At 38.6% G+C, this 21,110-nt stretch carries 17 protein-coding genes; 15 read left to right on the forward strand and 2 right to left on the reverse strand.

Features of this window, described 5'->3' with window-relative positions; all coding sequences use genetic code 11:
• Nucleotides 1–106: 106 nt before the first annotated feature.
• The 10 genes from H5116_RS16540 to H5116_RS16585 all read left to right on the forward strand — a co-directional run bounded on the left by H5116_RS16540 (nucleotide 107) and on the right by H5116_RS16585 (nucleotide 15,781).
• Nucleotides 107–859, forward strand: a complete 753-nt coding sequence (locus H5116_RS16540) for a DUF3450 domain-containing protein (protein WP_004334751.1) — start codon at nucleotides 107–109, stop codon at nucleotides 857–859.
• A gap of 10 nt (nucleotides 860–869) precedes the next feature.
• Nucleotides 870–2,237 carry a MotA/TolQ/ExbB proton channel family protein gene (locus tag H5116_RS16545; RefSeq protein WP_182716657.1) on the forward strand — a complete coding sequence of 456 codons (1,368 nt, stop codon included), beginning with the start codon at nucleotides 870–872 and terminating at the stop codon, nucleotides 2,235–2,237.
• A gap of 3 nt (nucleotides 2,238–2,240) precedes the next feature.
• A complete protein-coding gene (locus H5116_RS16550) occupies nucleotides 2,241–2,768 on the forward strand; it encodes a MotA/TolQ/ExbB proton channel family protein (RefSeq protein WP_182672359.1) in 528 nt (175 codons plus the stop codon).
• Nucleotides 2,769–2,821: 53 nt separating this feature from the next.
• Nucleotides 2,822–3,235, forward strand: a complete 414-nt coding sequence (locus H5116_RS16555) for a biopolymer transporter ExbD (RefSeq protein WP_004334764.1) — start codon at nucleotides 2,822–2,824, stop codon at nucleotides 3,233–3,235.
• Between the two features lie 12 nt (nucleotides 3,236–3,247).
• Nucleotides 3,248–3,853 carry an energy transducer TonB gene (locus H5116_RS16560; RefSeq protein WP_024597386.1) on the forward strand — a complete coding sequence of 202 codons (606 nt, stop codon included), beginning with the start codon at nucleotides 3,248–3,250 and terminating at the stop codon, nucleotides 3,851–3,853.
• Between the two features lie 44 nt (nucleotides 3,854–3,897).
• The gene (locus H5116_RS16565; RefSeq protein WP_182716658.1) at nucleotides 3,898–5,226 is read left to right on the forward strand and encodes a lipopolysaccharide assembly protein LapB; all 1,329 of its coding nucleotides are present in this window, start codon (nucleotides 3,898–3,900) and stop codon (nucleotides 5,224–5,226) included.
• Nucleotides 5,227–5,522: 296 nt separating this feature from the next.
• A complete protein-coding gene (locus tag H5116_RS16570; RefSeq protein WP_182716659.1) occupies nucleotides 5,523–9,611 on the forward strand; it encodes a hypothetical protein in 4,089 nt (1,362 codons plus the stop codon).
• Nucleotides 9,612–9,675: 64 nt separating this feature from the next.
• Nucleotides 9,676–12,372 carry a TonB-dependent receptor domain-containing protein gene (locus H5116_RS16575; RefSeq protein WP_182692812.1) on the forward strand — a complete coding sequence of 899 codons (2,697 nt, stop codon included), beginning with the start codon at nucleotides 9,676–9,678 and terminating at the stop codon, nucleotides 12,370–12,372.
• A 203-nt stretch (nucleotides 12,373–12,575) separates the two neighbouring features.
• Nucleotides 12,576–13,715, forward strand: a complete 1,140-nt coding sequence (gene asd, locus H5116_RS16580; protein WP_004334779.1) for an aspartate-semialdehyde dehydrogenase — start codon at nucleotides 12,576–12,578, stop codon at nucleotides 13,713–13,715.
• 176 nt (nucleotides 13,716–13,891) lie between these two features.
• Entirely contained in the window at nucleotides 13,892–15,781 is a 1,890-nt protein-coding gene (locus H5116_RS16585; RefSeq protein ID WP_220487480.1) for a bifunctional diguanylate cyclase/phosphodiesterase, read from the forward strand.
• 151 nt (nucleotides 15,782–15,932) lie between these two features.
• On the opposite strand, the gene H5116_RS16590 is transcribed toward H5116_RS16585, so the two are convergent.
• Nucleotides 15,933–17,093 carry a GGDEF domain-containing protein gene (locus H5116_RS16590; protein ID WP_182716661.1) on the reverse strand — a complete coding sequence of 387 codons (1,161 nt, stop codon included), beginning with the start codon at nucleotides 17,091–17,093 and terminating at the stop codon, nucleotides 15,933–15,935.
• Between the two features lie 477 nt (nucleotides 17,094–17,570).
• Here H5116_RS16590 and H5116_RS16595 point away from each other — a divergent pair, with 477 nt between their 5' ends.
• Entirely contained in the window at nucleotides 17,571–18,695 is a 1,125-nt protein-coding gene (locus tag H5116_RS16595; protein WP_182716662.1) for a DUF748 domain-containing protein, read from the forward strand.
• Nucleotides 18,696–18,783: 88 nt separating this feature from the next.
• On the opposite strand, the gene H5116_RS16600 is transcribed toward H5116_RS16595, so the two are convergent.
• Nucleotides 18,784–19,593, reverse strand: a complete 810-nt coding sequence (locus H5116_RS16600; RefSeq protein ID WP_007583228.1) for an ion transporter — start codon at nucleotides 19,591–19,593, stop codon at nucleotides 18,784–18,786.
• Nucleotides 19,594–19,693: 100 nt separating this feature from the next.
• Here H5116_RS16600 and H5116_RS16605 point away from each other — a divergent pair, with 100 nt between their 5' ends.
• The 4 genes from H5116_RS16605 to H5116_RS16620 all read left to right on the forward strand — a co-directional run bounded on the left by H5116_RS16605 (nucleotide 19,694) and on the right by H5116_RS16620 (nucleotide 20,980).
• Nucleotides 19,694–19,906, forward strand: a complete 213-nt coding sequence (locus tag H5116_RS16605) for a hypothetical protein (RefSeq protein ID WP_007583226.1) — start codon at nucleotides 19,694–19,696, stop codon at nucleotides 19,904–19,906.
• A gap of 14 nt (nucleotides 19,907–19,920) precedes the next feature.
• A complete protein-coding gene (locus H5116_RS16610; RefSeq protein WP_165723858.1) occupies nucleotides 19,921–20,202 on the forward strand; it encodes a hypothetical protein in 282 nt (93 codons plus the stop codon).
• Between the two features lie 68 nt (nucleotides 20,203–20,270).
• Nucleotides 20,271–20,462 carry a YwbE family protein gene (locus tag H5116_RS16615; RefSeq protein ID WP_004334795.1) on the forward strand — a complete coding sequence of 64 codons (192 nt, stop codon included), beginning with the start codon at nucleotides 20,271–20,273 and terminating at the stop codon, nucleotides 20,460–20,462.
• Nucleotides 20,462–20,980: a DUF4240 domain-containing protein gene (locus H5116_RS16620; RefSeq protein WP_024598177.1), complete on the forward strand. Its 519-nt coding sequence runs from the start codon at nucleotides 20,462–20,464 to the stop codon at nucleotides 20,978–20,980. The genes H5116_RS16615 and H5116_RS16620 overlap by 1 nt, the downstream gene beginning before the upstream one ends.
• Nucleotides 20,981–21,110: the final 130 nt, after the last annotated feature.

A 21,110-nucleotide genomic window follows, 5' to 3' on the forward strand; every position in this document is an offset into this window, starting at 1 on the left:
CTCCTGCTCATTGAATTATTAAGTCATAAATTATTTATATAACAAAGTTTATGACCTAAAAAAACAAACTAGCAAATCCGCTAACTAACGAGTAAAGGTGTATGCGATGAAAGGCGTTAAACCATTAATCTTAGCTGGTATTGTGGCCGCAAGTGCAGCAGTACACGCAAACGATTTAGATAAGGTTATTGATAAAAGCAGTGAAATTAATAAATCAGCTGCGCAATCACAAACAAAAATAGACAAGATTGCAGATTCAATGCAAGGACGTTTACAGCAATTTAAAACCCTCAATAAAGAGATTGATGGTTTAGCTGTATACAACGCCCAGCTAACTAAACAATTAAATAATCAAATAGAAGAGATGGAATCTTTAAACCTGTCAATGGATCAGGTTTCTATTATTGAACGTCAAATTACTCCGCTAATGCTTAGAATGATTGAAGGTCTTGAGCAGTTTGTATCTTTAGATATTCCATTTTTAGCTGATGAGCGCACTAAGCGCGTTACGTCTTTAAAAGAAATGATGAATCGTGCTGATATTAACTCAAGTGAAAAATTCCGCCGTGTACTTGAAGCGTATCAAGTAGAAGTTGACTACGGGCGCACTATTGAAGCTTATACCGCACTTTTAAATGTGGATGACAAAGAGCGTGAAGTTGATTTTTTACGCATTGGCCGTTTAGAGCTTATTTACCTAACACGCGATGGCAAAAAAGCAGGTAGCTGGAATGCAGATACAAAATCATTTGAAGCATTACCAGACTCTACAATAAGCCAAATTAATAAAGGTTTACGCATTGCGCGTAAACAACTTGCCCCAGATATGTTAACTCTGCCAGTACATGCAGCAGAATAAGAGGTTGAAAATGAAATTGTTTACTCAAATGACAAAAATAGCTCTTTTTGCTGCAAGCCTAAGCATTACTGGTGCAAGTATAGCGGCAGAGCCAATGAACTTAGATTCATTACTTAAAACGCTCGAAAATGGTAAATCAGCTCAAAGCGAGCAAAATAAACAACGTGAACAAGAGTTTGCTGCTCGCCAAAACGAGCAAGTACAAACACTTAAAAATACCCAAGCAAAGCGCAATCAAATGCTGGTGGAATCTGAACGTCTAGAAACGCAATTTGAAGAAAACGAAGTAAAACTTGCTAACTTAACAGACACGCTTTCTAAACGCATGGGTTCGCTTAAAGAGTTGTTTGGCGTTCTTCAACAAGTTGCAGGGGATTCTAGTAATAAGTTTGCGACATCAATAGTATCTGCTCAGATTGATGGACGCAGTACGTTTATGGATGACCTTGCTCAAAAGATGGGTTCAACTTCAAAACTTGCTTCAATAGAAGATATTGAAAAAGTATGGTTTGAATTACAACGCGAAATGACCGAGCAAGGTAAAGTAAGTCGTTTTAACGCAAGTGTTATTGTTGAAGGCGGTACTAAAGCACAGCAAGAAGTTGTGCGAGTGGGCGCATTCAACCTTATATCAAACGGTAAGTATTTAGAGTTTAATTCCTCGACTAATTCTTTGAGTGAATTAACACGTCAACCTGTATCGCGCTTTACTGCAACAGCAGAAGAGCTACAAAGCACTAAAAGTGGCGTGGTGCAATTTGCACTTGACCCAACAGGCGGCTCTATTCTTGGTTTATTAGTACAAGCACCTGATACACAAGAACGTGTTCATCAAGGTGGCACAGTGGGTTATGTGATTTTAGGCGTGGGTGTTATTGCACTTCTTATATCACTTGAGCGTTTTTTCTCGTTATTAATCATGGGCGGTAAAATTCGTCGCCAGCTTAAAGATACAGTTGCACGTGATGACAATCCGCTTGGACGCGTAATGAAAGTAAAAGATCAATTTCCAAGTGTTTCACACGACACACTTGAGCTTAAATTAAGTGAAGCTATTTTACGTGAAATGCCAAAAGTGACGCGTAATTTAACACTTATCAAAATCATCTCTGTTGTTGCGCCGCTACTAGGTTTATTAGGTACGGTAACCGGCATGATCAATACATTCCAAGCAATCACCTTATTTGGTACTGGGGATCCTAAGCTTATGGCGGGTGGTATTTCTCAAGCACTAGTAACAACGGTATTGGGCTTAGTGGTCGCCATACCAACGGTATTTTTATACACCTTACTTAATACTCGCGCTAAAAATATCTTGTTAACTATTCAAGAGCAGAGCGCCGGTATTATTGCAGAGCGAAGCGAGAAGGGAGCATAAACCATGGTGCTATTGATTGATTCAATCAATGCTATCCGTGATTTTCTCGACACCGGTGGCCAAGTTCTCTTGGTCATCGGGGTGTTAATCTTCGCGATGTGGTTATTGATACTCGAGCGATTTATTTACTTTTTTAATGGTTTTAGAAGCTATAAACACGCTCTTAAAGCCACTTGGATTAACCGTGCAGAACGAGATAGCTGGAATGCAGAGCAAATACGCGAAGCGATGATATCGCGAGCTGGTATGCGCTTAAACACCAATCTTTCTTTAATTAACGTGATGGTTGCTTTGTGCCCGCTACTTGGTTTGTTAGGCACGGTGACGGGCATGATAGAAGTGTTTGATGTAATGGCAATTACTGGCACAGGTAGTGCGCGCTCAATGGCATCAGGGGTATCAAAAGCAACTATCCCGACAATGGCAGGCATGGTAGGTGCGTTATCTGGGGTATTTGCCTCAACGTACTTACAACGAAAAGCTAAGCGCGAAGTAGAACTACTACAAGACAGCATGGTTTTAGACCATTAAGCAAAATTTTGATAAGCGGCTTATATAAAGCCACTTATCCTAGGAGAATAAAAATGAGAGCCCCGTTAGGAAACCTATTTCAAGAAGACGAAGCTGAAGAAATAAACATGACCCCAATGTTAGACGTTGTATTTATCATGCTTATTTTCTTTATTGTAACTGCCTCTTTTGTTAAAGAAGCCGGTATTGATGTAAACCGCCCAGAAGCCGCAACAGCTGTTAAAAAAGAGCGTGCTAATATTTTAGTGGCTATTTCTGATACAGGCGAGATTTGGATTAATAAACGTCAAATTGATGTACGCGCAGTACAAGCCAATATCGAGCGTTTAAAAGCAGAAAATCCACAAGGTAGCGTTGTGATTCAAGCAGATAAAAAAGCCACTACCGAAATGTTAATAAAGGTGATGGATGCCTCGCGCGCGGCGGGCGCATTTGATGTATCAATTGCCGCACAAGATGCGTCTTAAGGGCTAGTTATGTTGCGATATTTAGTTGCATTAGTGATAGCCGGTGTAGTGACCTTTATGTTGTTTTTAGGCATGCAGGCACTGATCACTGGCGGTGAAGGCGCTATGACGGATCCGGTAAAGGGTAACGTACTTGATTTTGTTCGCTTGAAAAAAGAAGAAACCGTACAAAAAAAAGAGCGTAAGCCACAAAAGCCACCAACACCAAAAGAGCCGCCACCACCAATGGAATCACCGCAAATGCAAAATAGTGATGCTACAGCAAATGCTAACAACTTTGACTTTGGTGCCAATGTAGATGCGGATGTAAATTTAGCCGGCGGGTTAGCACTTGAAACAAGTGATGGTGAATACTTACCGATTGTAAAGGTGGCCCCAGTTTATCCGCGCCGTGCGTTATCACGTGGCATAGAAGGCTACGTGATTGTTGAATTTACAGTAACTAAACAAGGCACTGTACGCGACCCACAAGTAGTAAAAGCAGAGCCTGAGTCACTTTTTGATAGAGCTGCGATGGATGCAGCCCTTAAATTTAAATATAAACCGCGCGTAGTAAACGGTGAAGCCGTTGAAGTTGCGGGTGTTCAGAACAAAATATCTTTCCAAATTAGCGGTTAATTAGTAATTAACCACGAGTAAACGGACAGAAATGCGAGGCGATTATGAAATTACTACCTACAGCTAAACTTTTAAAGTTAACACTATTTTGTACCGCTGCGATCAGTACAAGTATTGTTACACCAAGTGCTCTAAGCCTAATTCCAGGGCTACATGTAGCTACGGCATATGCAGAGCAAGAACAAAAAACGAAACGTGTACCAGCACTACGTGAAAAGGTTTATAGCCAGCTTGCTCGTGCCCAAAAACTTGCAGACGATGGTGATGTTAAAGGTGGACTTGAAGCGCTTGATAGCATTCAAGAGCGAGCTGCAAGCATGAACTCGTACGAAGTGGCAATGATGCATAACTTTTACGGGTTTATTTATTACAACGAAAACGACTTACCAAAAGCGATTGCCTCGTTTGAAAAAGTGGTAGCTGAGGAAGCCATTCCTGAGTCACTTCGTTTAAGCACTACATTTAGCTTGGCTCAACTGGCTATGGCTAATAGTGATTACACTAAAGTTATCTCTTTTTTAGATGATTGGGACAGTATTAACACTCAGCCTAAAACAGAAGGCTACTACTTGTTAAGGGCTCAAACATACTATCAGTTAAAAGATTATAAAAAAGGGCTTGAGTACATATCTCAAGTGATTGCTTTAAGCGACAGCGAAGGCAAAATCCCTAAGGAAAACTGGTTAGTACTACAGCGTGCAATGTATTACTCGCTTAATCAAACTGACAAAGTTGTTGAAGTGCTTGAGCGCATGGTAAAGCTTTATAATAAGCCTGAGTATTGGGTGCAGTTATCGGGTATGTATGGTGAAACAGGTAGGGAAAAACAACAGTTGGCGGTAATTGAAGCCGCTTACCAGCAAGGATTTTTAACCTCTAAATCTGATTTACGCCAATTAGCGCAAGTGTATTTATACAATGGTTTAGCGTTTAAAGCTGCAAAAGTGATGAGCGATGCCATTGATAAAGATATTGCTGAAAAAACAGCAAAAAACTACGCTTTTGTTGCCGAGGCGATGATCCAAGCTAAAGAAGATGAAAAATCTATTACCTACTTTGCAAAAGCTGCTGATATATCTGAGCACGGTAAATACGATCAACGTTTAGCCGAAGTATTTGTAAATACAGAGCAATATGAAGAAGCCGCCGATGCAGCGCGTAAAGCACTTGATAAAGGTGGTCTTGATTTTGAATCAAATGCATTTGTTGCACTGGGTATGGCGCAGTACAACATGCAAAATTTTGATGCATCAATTTTAGCGTTTGAGCAGGCAGAAAAACATAAAAAATCTCAGCGTTTAGCACAGCAGTGGATCAAATATGTAAAGCGCGAAAAAGTGCATGCAGAAACACTTAGAACAGCTTTACTGTAAATTTTAAAGCGCTTTACTAATTAACAAGTAACGCGTGTAAAACCAGTTCATAATCGCAACACTAAAACCGCCTCAGGGCGGTTTTCATCGTCTCTAAAAGCATCCAATTGTTTGATTTTAAATAAGTTACTTTTGTCATCTTATGGTTATTAAACTGTAACTACTTTGTCATAAGTCTCCCGTATTGTAACCGCAGCTAAACTCAAGTGACCTTAAAGCATTATTTAAGTGTTTTATGGTGACTTGAGTTTATTTGAGCACCTAAAAAATAATTAAATACTTTAACGGAGTGAACAATGAAATTATCTGACTTATTCAAAGTAAGTTTGATTGCAACTGCAGTATCTTTAGCTGGTTGTGGTGGAGACTTAGTAGTATCTGAAGGCGACACAACTATTAATGAAGGTGATACAGTAACTAACGTTATTGAAGGCGGTGACGATACAAGTGGTGAAACGTCATCACGTGATGATTCACAAAATGCTACCACTGGCTTTCCTACTGATATTGATAATGCACTAACTCAAGGTTTAGCAACTGATGTTTCTAGTGAGTTTACATCTATTACAGATAAGCCCGTATATCGCTTAGCTGCAGATACCGTGTTCACTACTGATGTATCGTTAACAAACGACGCACACTGGATCTTAAATGGCCGTACTGCGGTTGGTAATGATCGCGCAGATAACGCCAAGCTTTATATTCAGCAAGGTACAACGATTATTGGCGAAACAGGAGATGACTTCCTAGTTGTTCGTCGCGGTTCACAAATTGAATCGGTAGGGACTGTAAGTCAGCCCATTACAATGACCTCAATTCAAGATGTTACAGCTCAAGAAACAACGATTGGTCAGTGGGGCGGTTTAGTATTATTAGGTAACGCGCCAGCAAATTCTTGCGGCGACCAAGAAGGTGAAGCAACAGCTGATGAACTTGCTAATTGTGGTGTGTCGGCTGAAGGTGATGCAGGTCAGTTTGGTGGCGATATCAGTGATGATAATTCAGGTACTTTAAAGTATGTACTTGTTAAGCAAGCCGGTAAAACGTTAGGTAATGGTGATGAGTTAAATGGTATAACGTTTGCCGGTGTTGGCTCTGCAACTACGGTTGATTATATTCAAGTACATGAAAATCTTGATGATGGTATAGAGTTCTTTGGTGGCACAGTTAATGTAAGCAATGTTGTACTTACAAATATTGGTGACGATTCGCTAGATTGGTCTTTTGGTTGGACGGGCTCAGCCACAAACGTTTATATTCAGCAAGCGGCTAACGTAGGCGATAACGCTATCGAAGCTGATAACTCTGAATTTGATTCAAGTGCAACACCATTAACACTACCTACTATTTCAAACGTTACAATTGTGGGTGCTGAGGGCAATAACGGCATTCGTTTACGTGCGGGTACTGCTGGGGTTCTTAAAAATGTATTTGTAACGGGCCCAGCTACTTATGAAAACTGCTTACGTGTAGGCTCGGATTCAGTACCTCGTGCAGAGGATGGCACACTAACGATTACAAACTCTATAGTTGCTTGTCAAACTGCAGCGAATAACTTTGGCAGCGAAGTTATTAACGGTGGCGATGTACAATCTTGGTTTGAAGGCCAAGACGCTAACCAAACACTTACCCCAGCTGATTTAATGCTAGATGACAACGGTTATACACCTCTTGCTGGCTCGCCGCTTATTGCAAATACGCAAGTTGGAGCATTTGATGGCTCAACTAATTGGATGGAAGGTTGGACTGTTGGTATTAATGGTGGCTTCCCTACTGATATTGATAATGCACTTGCACAAGGCTTAGCATCAGATGTTTCTAGCGAATTTCCGGAAATTACAGATAAGCCAGTATATCGCTTAGCTGAAGATACAACGTTTACAGCGGATGTAACACTTACAAATGACGCACATTGGATTTTAAATGGCCGTACAGCAGTAGGTAATGACCGTGCAGACGCTACAACACTTTATGTTCAAGCCGGCACGACATTAATTGGTGAATCAGGTGATGACTTTTTAGTTGTTCGTCGTGGTTCGCAAATTAACGCAAATGGTAATGCAACTGCACCTATTACAATGACATCTATTGAAGATGTAACAGGCGCTGAAACAACAATTGGTCAATGGGGCGGTTTAGTACTTTTAGGTAATGCTCCTGCTAACTCGTGTGGCGATCAAACTGGCGAAACGACGGCTGAAGAACTTGCTAACTGTGGTGTATCTGCAGAAGGTGATGCAGGGCAATTTGGTGGCGATATTAGCGATGATAACTCAGGTGTTCTTCGTTATATTGTTGTTAAGCACGCAGGTAAAACTCTTGGTAACGGCGATGAGCTTAATGGTATTTCGTTTGCGGGTGTAGGCTCTGCAACAAAAGTAGAATATATCCAAGTTCATCAAAATCTTGATGATGGCGTTGAGTTTTTTGGTGGTACTGTAAATGTTCGTAACATAGTACTTACTGATATTGGTGATGATGCCTTTGATTGGTCGTTTGGTTGGACAGGTCGTGCGCAAAATATTTATATTCAACAAAGTGCTGTTGGTGGTGATAACGCTATTGAAGCGGACAACTCAGAATTTGATTCAAATGCTACACCTTTAACAAAGCCACTAATTTCTAACGTAACAATTGTAGGTGCTGATGGTACTAACGGTGTTCGTTTACGTGCAGGTACAGCGGGCGTTCTACGTAATGTAGTAATTACAGGACCTGAAGGTTACTCAAACTGTTTACGTGTGGGTTCTGACTCTGTAGCAAATGCAGAATCTGGTGAGCTTTCTATTGAAAACTCAGTAGTGGCATGTAGTGAAGATAATAACTTTGGTAGTGAAGCAATTGGTGGTGGTAACGTTCAATCTTGGTTTGAAGGCCAAACAGGTAACCAAACGCTGACTGCTGCTGGCCTTAGTTTAGCAACCGATGGCTTTACACCTAAATCTAGCTCACCATTATTAGGTTCGGGTGTTGATTCGTCAGACCTTGATTCGTTCTTTACTAAAACAGATTATATTGGTGCGTTTGATGGCGATAATAACTGGATGGATGGTTGGACAGTCGCTATAACACCAAGTTTTCCTGATGATATTCAAAACGCCTTAGAGCAGGGTTTTGCTACTGATGTATCAGCGAGCTTTCCTGAAATCACAGACAAGCCAGTTTATCAGTTAACTTCTGATGTTGTATTCACTTCAGACGTAACATTAACTAACGATGCACATTGGATTCTAAAAGGCCGTACAGCCGTAGGTAATGACCGCGCTGATGAAACGACTTTATATGTTCAATTTGGTACTACGCTTATTGGCGAGTCGGGTGATGACTTTTTAGTTGTTCGCCGTGGTTCTAAAATAGAGGCCGTGGGCAGTGCAACTCAGCCAATTACTATGACGTCTATTGAAGATGTTACTGGTGGCGAAACGACTATTGGTCAATGGGGCGGTTTAGTGCTTTTAGGTAATGCACCGGCTAACTCGTGTGGCGATCAAGAAGGCGAAGCTACCGCTGATGAGCTTGCAAACTGTGGTGTGTCTGCTGAAGGTGATGCTGGCCAATTTGGTGGTAATGACCCAGAAGATAACTCAGGTACTTTAAAATACGTGGCAGTTAAACAAGCAGGTAAAACGCTAGGTAACGGAGATGAGTTAAACGGCATTACGCTTGCTGGTGTTGGTAGTCAAACAGAGCTTGATTACATTCACGTTCATGAAAACCTGGACGATGGTGTTGAATTTTTCGGTGGTACTGCAAACATCAGTCACCTTGTTTTAACTAATATTGGTGATGACTCACTAGATTGGTCATTTGGTTGGACGGGTAAAGCGCAATACGTACTTATCAAGCAAGCCGAATCAACAGGTGATAATGCAATTGAGGCGGATAACTCTGAGTTTGATTCAAGTGCAACACCACTCACAATGCCTACAATTTCTAATGTTACTATTATTGGTAATGTAGGGGTTAACGGTATACGTCTACGTGCAGGCACTGCGGGTATGCTTAAAAACGTGGTTGTGACAGGTGGGGCAGATTATTCAAATTGTTTACGTGTAGGTTCAGATTCAGCTCCTCGCGCAGAGGATGGTACATTAACTGTTACTCACTCAGTTGTTGCATGTGAAACGGCAAATAACTTTGGTACGCAAGCAATTGGTACTGGTAATGTTGAGTCTTGGTTCTTAGGCCAAACAGGTAACTCTGTGCAAGCAGCCACAGACCTTGGTTTAGCAGATAACGGATATATGCCTTCGGCTGAGTCATTACTGTTAGGTAATGGTTTTGATTCTTCAAGCCTAGATAGTTACTTTGATTCAGTAGATTACATTGGTGCAATGGATGCACAAACAGACTGGACAGCAGGTTGGGTTAAGGTAGGTCTTTAATCCAAACCACATTATAGCCGAGCGAAAGCTCGGCTAATGTCTTGTTTTGTTTCGGAGTATAAAAATGAAATCTTTTAAACCCTCTTCTCTTGTTCTATGTAAACTAAATTGCGCAGTTATGGCTGCAATTATGGGGCTATCAGTAAACACAGCTATAGCAGCCGAAGCCGAAGAGCAAGAAATAGAAGAAGTAGTTGCTGTTGGCCAGCGACTAAAAGGTAGTGCAGGCGCAGTACTACAAGAGCGTCAAAATCAGGCATTTGTTGCTGATATTATGGGTGCTGATCAAATATCACGCACAGGTGATGGCGATGCAGCTTCAGCGCTTCGTCGTGTGACTGGTTTAACTTTAGTCGATGGTAAATATATTTATGTTCGTGGTTTGGGTGAACGTTATTCAAGTACCCAACTTAATAGCATGTATGTGCCAAGCCCAGATCCCACTCGATCAGTTGTTCCACTGGATTTATTTCCATCGGATATTATTGAAAGCTTAAGTGTGCAGAAATCGTTTTCTCCTGATATGCCAGCGCACTTTGGTGGTGGTAATGTAAATATACGCACCAAATCTATTCCTTCTGATTTTTTGTTTAAAATACAGTTGGGTACTTCATATAACACCTCTAACAGTGACACCGGTTATTTTTACAGTGGTGGTGATGATGATTGGATGGGGCGCGATGATGGTACACGTGCTTTACCTTCATTAATTTCTACAGCGCTTAAAAGTGATGCAGGACTTGAAGGTGACAGCAGTACTTCGCTTGAGCAGCGTCAAGCGCTCTTACAATCTCTAGATTGGCAAGTTGGACCTACTGAGAAAGACGTTGATCCAGGCATGAATTTTTCAGTAGCACTAGGTGATAGGTTTGAGTCTGAAGTAGGTACTTTTGGCGTTCTTGCAGCTGTTTCCTATGACAATGAATGGGAAGTAGTTAAAGAGCAAAGCGGTACAAATTTAGGTAGTTTGGGCTGCGAAGATAAATGTTTTGCACAAACTTATGATGGCATATCTACTGAACAAACCGTTCGTTGGAGTGGCACATTAAATTTAGGTTATGAATTTAATAATAACCATAAATTTGAACTAACGAATATAGCTCTGCATGATATGAGTGACAGAGTGCGTAATCGTGACTTTTTCGATGCTAACGAGTCAGAAGAAGGTGTTACTGAGTTACGCCGTGTTGACGTTATGTATGAAGAGCGTGAAATGTTCTCTACGCAGCTCAAAGGGACGCATAATTTTCCTGAATTAGAAAATTTATTTTTTGATTGGTATGCAGGTACAAGCCGCGCCAACAGAGATGCTCCAGGTGCGTTAGATGTTGTTTTTCAAACTAACTTAAATGATGGTGTTTTTGAATCAGAACAGTTACAAGATGTTGCTGCAACAAACGTAACACGTGATTATCAAACTTTGCATGATGACGTAGATACATATGGTTGGAATATGGGCATCCCGTTTTATGGTGATGGCTATGAGTTAGAGCTTAAGGTGGGTGGCGATTTTTCTGAAAAAAAACGTGATGCAAGTAATATTCAATTTGGTATTACGCACCGTGGTATAACAGATGAATATACATTTGGCTCAAACATAGACCAAATTTTTTCTGACGAAAATTTAGCTAATAGTGAGTTTTATACAAGTATTACAGGCTCTGGTATTTTTGATGATGGTACCGCAGATGGTGATAAGTACAGCGCTGCACATAAGTTAGACGCTTATTATTTTATGGCCGACTTTTTCTACGAAAACACATGGCGTATAACCGGTGGTATTCGTTGGGAAGACTTTTCTCAAATATCAGTGCCTTTTCAGGCTCATACTAATTTCTTTGATGGAACAATTGAAGAAGTGAGCGAAGTTGCAATAAAAGAAGATAACTTTTTTCCTTCTTTAGCAATTACTTATATTATGGATGAAGAAATGCAGTTTCGCTTAAACTTAAGTGAAACGACGATTCGCCCAGATATGCGTGATGTAAGCTCAACTTATTATGTTGACCCACTAACAGAGTTTTTAGTGCGAGGCTCGCCTACACTTCAAAGCTCTAAGCTAAAAAATGCTGACTTTAGGTTTGAGTGGTACATGCCTTCAGGAAACAATCTATCAGTTGCTTTGTTTTATAAAGATATTGAAAACCCAATTGAAATGGTTGAGTTAGCGGGTGTTGGTGGAGCTGCTCCGCAATTACTAACAGCAAATGCGCAGTCGGGTGAACTAACAGGTATTGAGGTAGACTTTTTAACTGACTTTAGTTTTATTCATAATGATTTATCTGCCATATTTTTATCAGGTAACGTTACTCTATCGGATTCAAGTGTTGAGCTTGGCATAAACGATGCTGATGGGGTTGATTCATTATTTGAACAACAACTAAAAGAGGCGTTGGAAGCTGACTCTGTTTCTAACATTGTTACTAATAATAAACGTCGTTTAGTTGGTCATTCTGAATGGGTAGCAAACTTACAAATGGGTTATGACTCTGCTGATGGTTTTCATTCTACTTCAGTTGTTTATAACGTGTTTGGGCCGCGCATAATTGTACCAGGTACGCGTGGTAACGAAGACGCAGAAGAAAAGTCATTTCATTCTCTTGATTTAGTTTATTCTTACTTCCCTAACTTTAATACTAAAGTTAATTTTAAAGTTAAAAATATACTTGGCCAAGAAAAAGAAATTGAACAAGAAAACTTAACACTTTGGCGTCAAGAAGAAGGCACTGAGTTTAGTTTAAGCTTTAGCTACGAGTTTTAATTTTCTACCCAAGGAAGGGGGATATAATAAAACCTAATTACCTATTAGCCCTGTATTTAATACAGGGCTTTTTTATGACTATGAAAAATATTTAAGTTCTACTTTATTCACTAGTTTTAGCGCGCTGGTGGTGTTATTTTGACGTTAATGAAAATTAAATCTCACGCAATGAATTTAATTTTTAATGTATTAAGGCATCTTTTATGAATCAAACAGTGGAACAAACAATGAAAAAAGTAGGATTAGTCGGTTGGCGTGGCATGGTTGGCTCTGTGTTATTAGAACGTATGCAGCAGCAAAGTGATTTTGCCCATATCGACACCACCTTTTTCACCACCTCACAAGCGGGTCAACTAGGCCCTGATATAGCAGGCGACGCAAAACCATTGCTAGATGCAAGTGACATTAGCGAACTTGCTAAAATGGATATTATTGTTACTTGCCAAGGCGGTGACTACACCAATGCGGTATATCCAAAATTACGCGAGTCGGGTTGGGATGGTTACTGGATTGATGCAGCTTCAGCACTGCGTATGAGTGAAGACAGCATAATAGTGCTAGATCCCGTAAACAAAGATGTTATTGAACAAGGCTTAGAGCAAGGCGTTAAAACGTTTGTTGGCGGTAACTGTACAGTATCGCTAATGCTACTTGCATTAGGCGGTTTATTTGAGCAAGACCTAATTGAATGGGTAAGCCCAATGACTTACCAAGCGGCCTCTGGTGCTGGTGCGCGAAATATGAAAGAGCTTATTGCACAAATGGGCGCTATTCATGCAAGTGTTGCCGAGCAATTAGATAACCCAAGTTCTGCTATTTTAGAAATTGATAAAATAGTCAGTGAAACAATGGCGTCAAAAGACTTACCACAAGACCAATTTGGTGTGCCATTAGCGGGCAGTTTAATCCCGTGGATTGACGTACCAATGCCAAGCGGTCAGTCTAAAGAAGAGTGGAAAGCGCAAGTAGAAGCCAACAAAATTTTAGGCTCTTCTAAGCAACCAGTGCCAATTGATGGTTTATGTGTTCGTATTGGCGCTATGCGTTGTCATTCGCAAGCGATGACCATTAAATTACGTGAAGATATTAGCGTAGAAAAAATTGAAGAAATTTTAGCGTCTCATAATGAGTGGGTTAAGGTAATTCCAAACGAGCGTGAAATTAGTGCCACAGATTTAACACCGGTTAAAGTAACGGGCACTTTAAGCATTCCTGTTGGCCGTATTCGTAAATTAGCGATGGGACCAAAATACATTAGCGCATTTACAGTAGGCGATCAGCTTTTATGGGGCGCGGCAGAGCCACTTCGTCGTATGCTACGCATAATTGTTGATGGTGAGTGATAAGTAATCAACATTAACAAAAAGGGGTTGGCAATTTGCCAGCCCTTTTTAGTTTAATGGCTTATAAAACCGCTTAAGAGGCTCAAATAATACTTTTTTATGAATGTTCACTGTTGTTTATTATTGAACTTAAGTAAACTGTTTACATTGTGCAACAGCCTATTCAAGTAACATTAATGACCTCTCACATAAATAACTTTGCCAATAAGCGATTAGCATTTGTTAGCTCCTATTTTAGTTCTGCAATTGCTATAAACACGGTTGTTTCTTGTTTTCTTATTTTTAGTAGTATTAACCACAGCGCCTCGCAAGAAAAACTTTACTGGCTTTTTACGTTATCATTTATTTCATTACTTCGAATAGCGAGCCATGTATTTGTTAACAACACCCATGCTTTTAAATATCACCTGTATTTTATAGGTTTATTATTAACGGCTTTAACATGGGCTGCTTTTCCTATTTTGTTTTATGAAAAAATGCAAATGCAGGAGAAGTTTATATCACTCGTTGTTTTTAGCTCCCTTGCTGGTGGCGGTGTAAATGTTTTAGCATCCGATATTCGCTCTTCATTGTCGTATATAACCTGTTTATTGGTTCCTTTTAGTATTTTATTACTTTTACAGCCTATTGAAGATGAGAATGTACTAGGTATTTTAGGGCTCGTTTTATGGTTTATTTTGTGTTTTATAACGGCTTCACGTAGTGCAAAAGATGTAAAGTCATCAATTAATAACGAACTTAAGTTAGATCAATTTATTGAAAACTTAGAAAATGAAGTGCAACTTCGCACCGAGCAAATAATCCTTTTAGAGCAAAAAGATAACCTCACTAAGTTATTTAACCGTGGTAGTTTTGTTTCTAATGTTGAACTTGATTTAGCCAATCACAATGATGATATTAAAGCCGTTTTATTTTTAGATATGGATGATTTTAAAATCATCAACGATAAATACGGTCACGATTTTGGGGATTTTGTGCTGGCCCAAACAGGTAAACGATTAGTTGAAACACAAACCCAAGGCGACTTTATTGCGTGTAGATGGGGTGGGGATGAGTTTATTTTTTATTCCCGTAATAACACCGAAGACGAACTTTTTGACTGTGTTTTTAGATTAGTTAAAACCTTAACAAAAACAGTGAGTATGGATAGCTATCAAGTAAACCCTTCTTTTAAGGTTGGGCTTTATTTTACGCGTGAAAATTTTAATCTTGAAGACGCGATTAAATACGCTGATGTTGCTATGTATGAAGGTAAGAAAAGCCGTAACGAAATATCGGTATTTGACGAGCGAATGCATGAATCGCTTAAAAGAGAAGAAGTACTTCGTAGCTCAATTAAAGAGTGCGTAGAAAAAGGTGACTTTCATCTTTGTTATCAACCCATTGTTGATATAAGCACAAATGAAATAACCACGTTTGAAGTATTACTTCGTTGGCAATTTAATGATGAATTTATCCCCCCTTCAGAATTTATAGATATTGCAGAGCGATATGGAAAAATTAATATATTAGGTGAGTTTGTACTAGAGCAAGCCATTGCGAGTTTAAGTAAGTTAAATGCGGTGAATAGTAAGATTGGATTGTCGATTAATGTGTCTGTCTTGCAACTAGAAAACCATAATTTTTTAGATTTTTTAGTTGCGCTTTTAAATAGATACGCAGTTAAACCATACAATGTGCATTTAGAAATAACAGAAACAGTCATGATTAAAAATTTACCGTATTTGTCAAAAGTGATTACGGCCATAAAAAATACCGGTGTACGTATCTCTATTGATGACTTTGGTACTGGGTTTTCTTCTATATCGGTTTTAAAAGAGCTATCAGTTGATTACATTAAAATAGACAAATCTTATATTGATAATATTTGTGAGTGCTCAAAAGATAAAAGTATTGTTTCTGCGGTAACTAACATGTCGCATATGATTGGTTGCCAAGTAATAGCGGAGGGCGTAGAAAACTCCGCTCAGTTAACGTTATTACAAAGCTTAGAAATTGATAAGTATCAAGGTTTCATATTCAGTAAACCAGTTAGATTTGCCGACGCGCTTAAACTTATTAGTTAGAGCGCTGACTTTTTCACAAAGTTTGTTTATGTAGGGATGATCCAACAGTGCCGTGCGTTTTGCTTAGCGTTTCCATCATGCTTTGTACATAATCCTGCTACTGAAAAATCAGTCGCTAAAGGTCAATACCCCTAGTAATAATGAACTTTTATTAACTTAATGTATTCACATGAGCCACCTGATTACGCCCTTCATTCTTGGCATGGTAGAGTGCTTTATCTGCTTCATTTATTGCACTCTCAATTGTCGTTTTATTACATTTAATATTTATTACGCCAAAACTTGCCGTTACATTAATTACTTTATCGTTAAAATGAATTGGGTAACTGGCCAGTGCACTTCTTAGTTTTTCGGGAAGATCTTTAGCTGACGATTCGTCGTTTCTTGCTATTAATAAAGCAAATTCTTCGCCGCCAATGCGGCCAAATAAATCACATGGGCTTATGCAGTTTTGCATTATTTTTGCAGCTTCAACTAAAACTAAATCACCACCTGCATGTCCAAATTCATCGTTTATTTTTTTAAATTTATCTATATCCCAATAAATTAAGCTGACGTAGTTATAATTATTAAGTTTATCTTTTAGTTGCTCTTGGCTTTTATTATAGAATCCACGCCTATTTAAGCAGCCTGTAAGTTCGTCGCTCATTGCAAGATTGTTCATTTTTTCAGCTAAATCTGATGCCATCATAAATATTATGAATACGGCCATGCCTACATGTGCAGTAGGGACAGTAATAAAATTAATTAATGTATACAGCGCTATATATTCTTCATTTACTTGGCTGCCTTGCAGTAACGCTATGCTTGCTGCAACAAATAAAAGTAATCCACATAGCGTATAAGTAATACTAGCGCCTATTTCGGCAGGAAGTGATTTTTGTTTATGCCTGAAAATAATAACTGCATTGAGTACAAGTAAAATCACATCATAATACACATACAAGGACATAAATAAGCCAACATGCACATATATAGCTGTAAAATAATAGACAGCAGCAAGAGTAACTATTGCTGAGATAATTAAATAGCGAATTTTTATACCCGAGTTTACCCTAATGCAATGCCCCCACGTACCTAGCAGTACTGAACCTACAGAGAAGCTACTTCCTAACATCCAATATAATGTGTTTGAGTTAAATAATGGTTCTGCCAACATTGTTGCCCATTGGCATGCAGAGAATGCAAATGCGATTGTCCAAAGCATGGCATATTGCTTTTTACCTAACGTATACCACGACATTAAAAATATGACAGACCAAATAATACTGGTGAAAAAGAGGGTAACTAATATATAAAAAATAGGATTCATGTATTTTTATTCTTGTTTGCGTTAATTTTACTTTAGTAGATGAAAGCGGTTTATTCGACCTAACGCCGGTTATTAGTTAGCTAAATTGTAAATAGATATGTATGCAATCATTTCTTAAGTTATGTATTTGAATAGTGGTATATCCCTTGCTGTAATAACTGTTGTTTAGAGCTTTAAGCTTATATGGCTTTGCTTTGTTTATAATTTTATTCCTAACAGGTATTTAAATTACAATTATTAGTAATTTTTACACGTTTATTTATTTGCTTAATTAAAGAATTCAGCTAGGGCTTATTTATTCTTCTAGGTTAAATTTGTAGCTGTACGTTTAGGTTTTAGGTAAAGCAGAGTTTATGTTGTGTGGCTATCTTCATAAGTGCTTTATAAAAATAAATATTAAACATACGCAGCCCTTTATATAGAAAAATTTAACCCTGAAAGGTCAAAAGGCCCCCGTTTTTAGTAAAGGAAATTACAATGCATTTTTCATCCAAAATATTTCACGACAAATACCTTAAAGGTGTAATAGCGCTGGTTGTGTTACTTATACTAACGCGAATAGCCGCGCCTTATGTAGTTCAGCACTACGTAAATTATCAGCTAAAACACACACAAGGTGTTACTGGGCATGTTGGTGACGTAGATTTGTTTTTATATCGCGGTGCCTACGCAATTGACGACGTTGAAATTTATGCTGTTGATGCAACTTCAGCTCCTAAGCCTTTGCTGAGTATTCAAACTCTCGATTTTTCACTTGCGTGGTCAGCCCTTTTAAAAGGGAATTTAGTAACAAACATGGCGTTTACGCGTCCTAAAATAGTTATTTATGATAAAGACCCCAATGCTTCTGAGCAAAATCAACAAGTAAAAGACGAAACTACTTGGGTAGGTCTCGCCAATAATTTAGTACTGTTTTCTATTGATACCTTAACAATTGAGCAAGGCAAGTTAACTTTAGTTAACTCAACGAATAGTGGTGAAAAACCCACTTTTATATCAAATATCAACGCTCGAATTGAAAATATAACCAACGCGCAAAACCTATCAAAAACACTAGTGACTACTCTAAGCGTAGAAGGTGCATTAATGGGGGAGGCCGCATTAAAGTTTGATGGCAAATTAGATCCCTTTAGCAAACAAGCCAATTTTGATTTTAACGCAGAGGTACAGCGTTTCTCTGTTAAAAACCTCGATACTGTATTTAAGGTATACACGCCTTTTGATATTGAAGCGGGTGGCATTGATGGCGCTATGGAATTGGTGGCTAAAGACAATAACTTAAATGGTTATGTAAAAGCGGGCGTTCAAAACTTGAGTGTGTTCTCGTGGCGCGAAGATATAGAAAAAGATGACGATGGAATATTTACGGCCATATTTGAAGGCAGTGTTGATTTACTGGGCTCTATACTCGAAAACGATGAGTCTAAACTTGTTGCTGCACGTATCCCTATAGAGGGGCAATTAGATAATACGGATGTTTCGACTTTTCAAGCTGTGATTTCGGTATTAGAAAACGCATTTTTTGATGCGTTTAAAATGAAAGTAGATAACGTTATTTCTTTTGAAGATACGGATGAAAAATCTGATAACGAGGAGAATTAAAGCTCTTTGGTAATGTTCGTTTTAGTTAAATACTTAAGCTGCACCCACTTTTTAAACTTTAAGTGGGTGCTTTAGTACTTTTCTCAGATTAGTTTTTGCGGTTACTCAATAGCTCTTTAAGCTCAGCAATTTGGGATTGTAGTTCGTTTACTTGCCCTTGCGTTGCAGGTAATGAGCTGTCGTCTGCGAGCTCTTCTCGCGCTTTGCGGTGCTCTTCACTCATTACTTCTAAAATGGCACCTACCATCATATTTAAAAATACAAATGCGGTTAAAAATATAAACGTAAGGTAATAAATCCAGCTTAGTTCGTACACCGCCATTGTTTCATACATTATGTCGGTCCAATCTTCAAATGTTGCCACCCTAAACAGAGTAAGCATGGAGATTGAAACATCTTGCCAAAGTACGGGGTTTATTTCAGCAAACATCATGCTGCCCATTGCAGCGTATATATAAAAAATAACAAACATTAATAGGGCTATATAACCCATTTGTGGAATGGCTTTAAGCAATGAATTAACTAATAAGCGCAGCTCTGGGATCATCGATACCAATCGCAGTACTCTAAATATGCGAAGTAATCGAGCAATTAACATAGTAGAGCCAGCAGCAGGATATAAACTGCCCAATACTATGATGGTGTCGAATATGTTCCATCCTTTAGAAAAAAAATGTTTTATGCCTTTACTTGCAATAAAGCGGATTACTAGTTCAATTAAAAAGAATGCGGTAATGCCAACGTCCATCCAATTTAGAGCAAGCTCTACGGTAGGATGTAGTGAGTAAGTGTGCGCACCTACTGTCAGGGCAGAAACAATAATTACAGCTATAACAAATGATTGAAATATCTTGCTTTTGTCTATACGCTGAAACAACTTTTGTAACTGCGACATCATAGAAATAGATCCTTTGGAGATTAAGATTTTATGGCGCTAATATACAATAATACTGTAATAATTTAACGCTTTTTCGATATAGAAAGTGTAAGGAAATTTAATGTTTATCAATAAACTAAAAAGTAGCGCATTACTTATTGTTGGATTATGTGTTTTAGCAGGTTGTAGCTCTGATGCGCGTTTTCATGAAGTTCAATCGGCGCGCCTTGATGAGTGTAACTATAAAGCTGACAAAGAATATTACGAATGCCTAGATAAACAAGACTCTAACTACGAAGAGTTTAAAAAACAGCAACAAGCAGAAACTAAATAAGTAACCTTTATATTATGACTAAAACTCAAAAGCAGCGCGATAAGCACATTAGACTAGCACTTACTAATGCATGCGAAGCAATAAAAGAAAGCGTAATTGGTTTTGATTATCTAACGCATACCATTGATTTAAATAATGAGGCCAATACGTTAAAAGTACAATGTTACTTTATTGATGAGGTAGCCCGTGAAGATGCAAAACCGCAACTTGATGAGTTAACGCAGATTATACTTAGCCAGCTAGCAGCTATTAAGTTGAACGCAAAACCAGCACACATCTCATTTTTAGCCAATTAACAGCGGTTTAGTTGGTATGACACCACATGGACGTTATAATTAGATAAATTATTTTTAGGGTTTAAATTATGGCTGTTCCTTCGCGTTCGCAAATTTCACCAGGTACCACAGTAAATATTGTATTAAAAGAAGATCAACGCAGCGGCACATTAACAGAGGGTGTGGTTGAGCGCCTTTTAACAAAATCACCAAACCACCCACACGGCATTAAAGTACGTTTAGAAGATGGTCAAGTTGGCCGAGTAAAAGAGATTTTATAATGGCAGCGTTAACAGAACAGGCTTTTTGGGAATTAGTAACAACGCCTGATTTAGGGCTCGATCCGCAAAGTGTGAGCGATAACCTAAAAACTAAACTTAATGATTTAAGCGATCAACACCTTATTGATTTTGATAAGCATTTTGGCATACATATGCGCAAGTGTTTTACCTGGGATTTATTTGGTGCCGCTTTTGTGATGGCTGGATGTAACGACGATTACGGTTTTAGTGAGTTTAGATGTTGGTTAATTTCGCGTGGTAAAACAGTTTTCGAAAACGCTTTAGAAAATGCTGATTCGTTAGCGCAGTGTACACCTGTTTATTACTTAAATGAGCAGCCTTACCCGTATATTGATGAGTATGATTTAATAGCCGGTTTATTATTTGAAGAACGCAGCGAAGACGAATTACCGTTTATTCCATCAGGCAGCGATGAACCCAAAGGCAAACGTTTTAAAGACAAACCTAAGTTTTTAAAGCAAAGCTACCCTTTATTATTTGCAAAGTACTGGCAATAAAATAAATAGTAATTTGTGCGCTATTTAAACAATTTAATGAGTTTAATTTCCCTACAAGTAAGCGCATTGATATAAATCGTTTTGTTGTTTAAGTACGTATTAACTAAAGTACTTAACAGCAAAATGGTTT

The organism is Pseudoalteromonas sp. SG45-2 (genome assembly GCF_014164115.1).
Taxonomy (GTDB): Bacteria; Pseudomonadota; Gammaproteobacteria; order Enterobacterales; family Alteromonadaceae; genus Pseudoalteromonas; species Pseudoalteromonas distincta.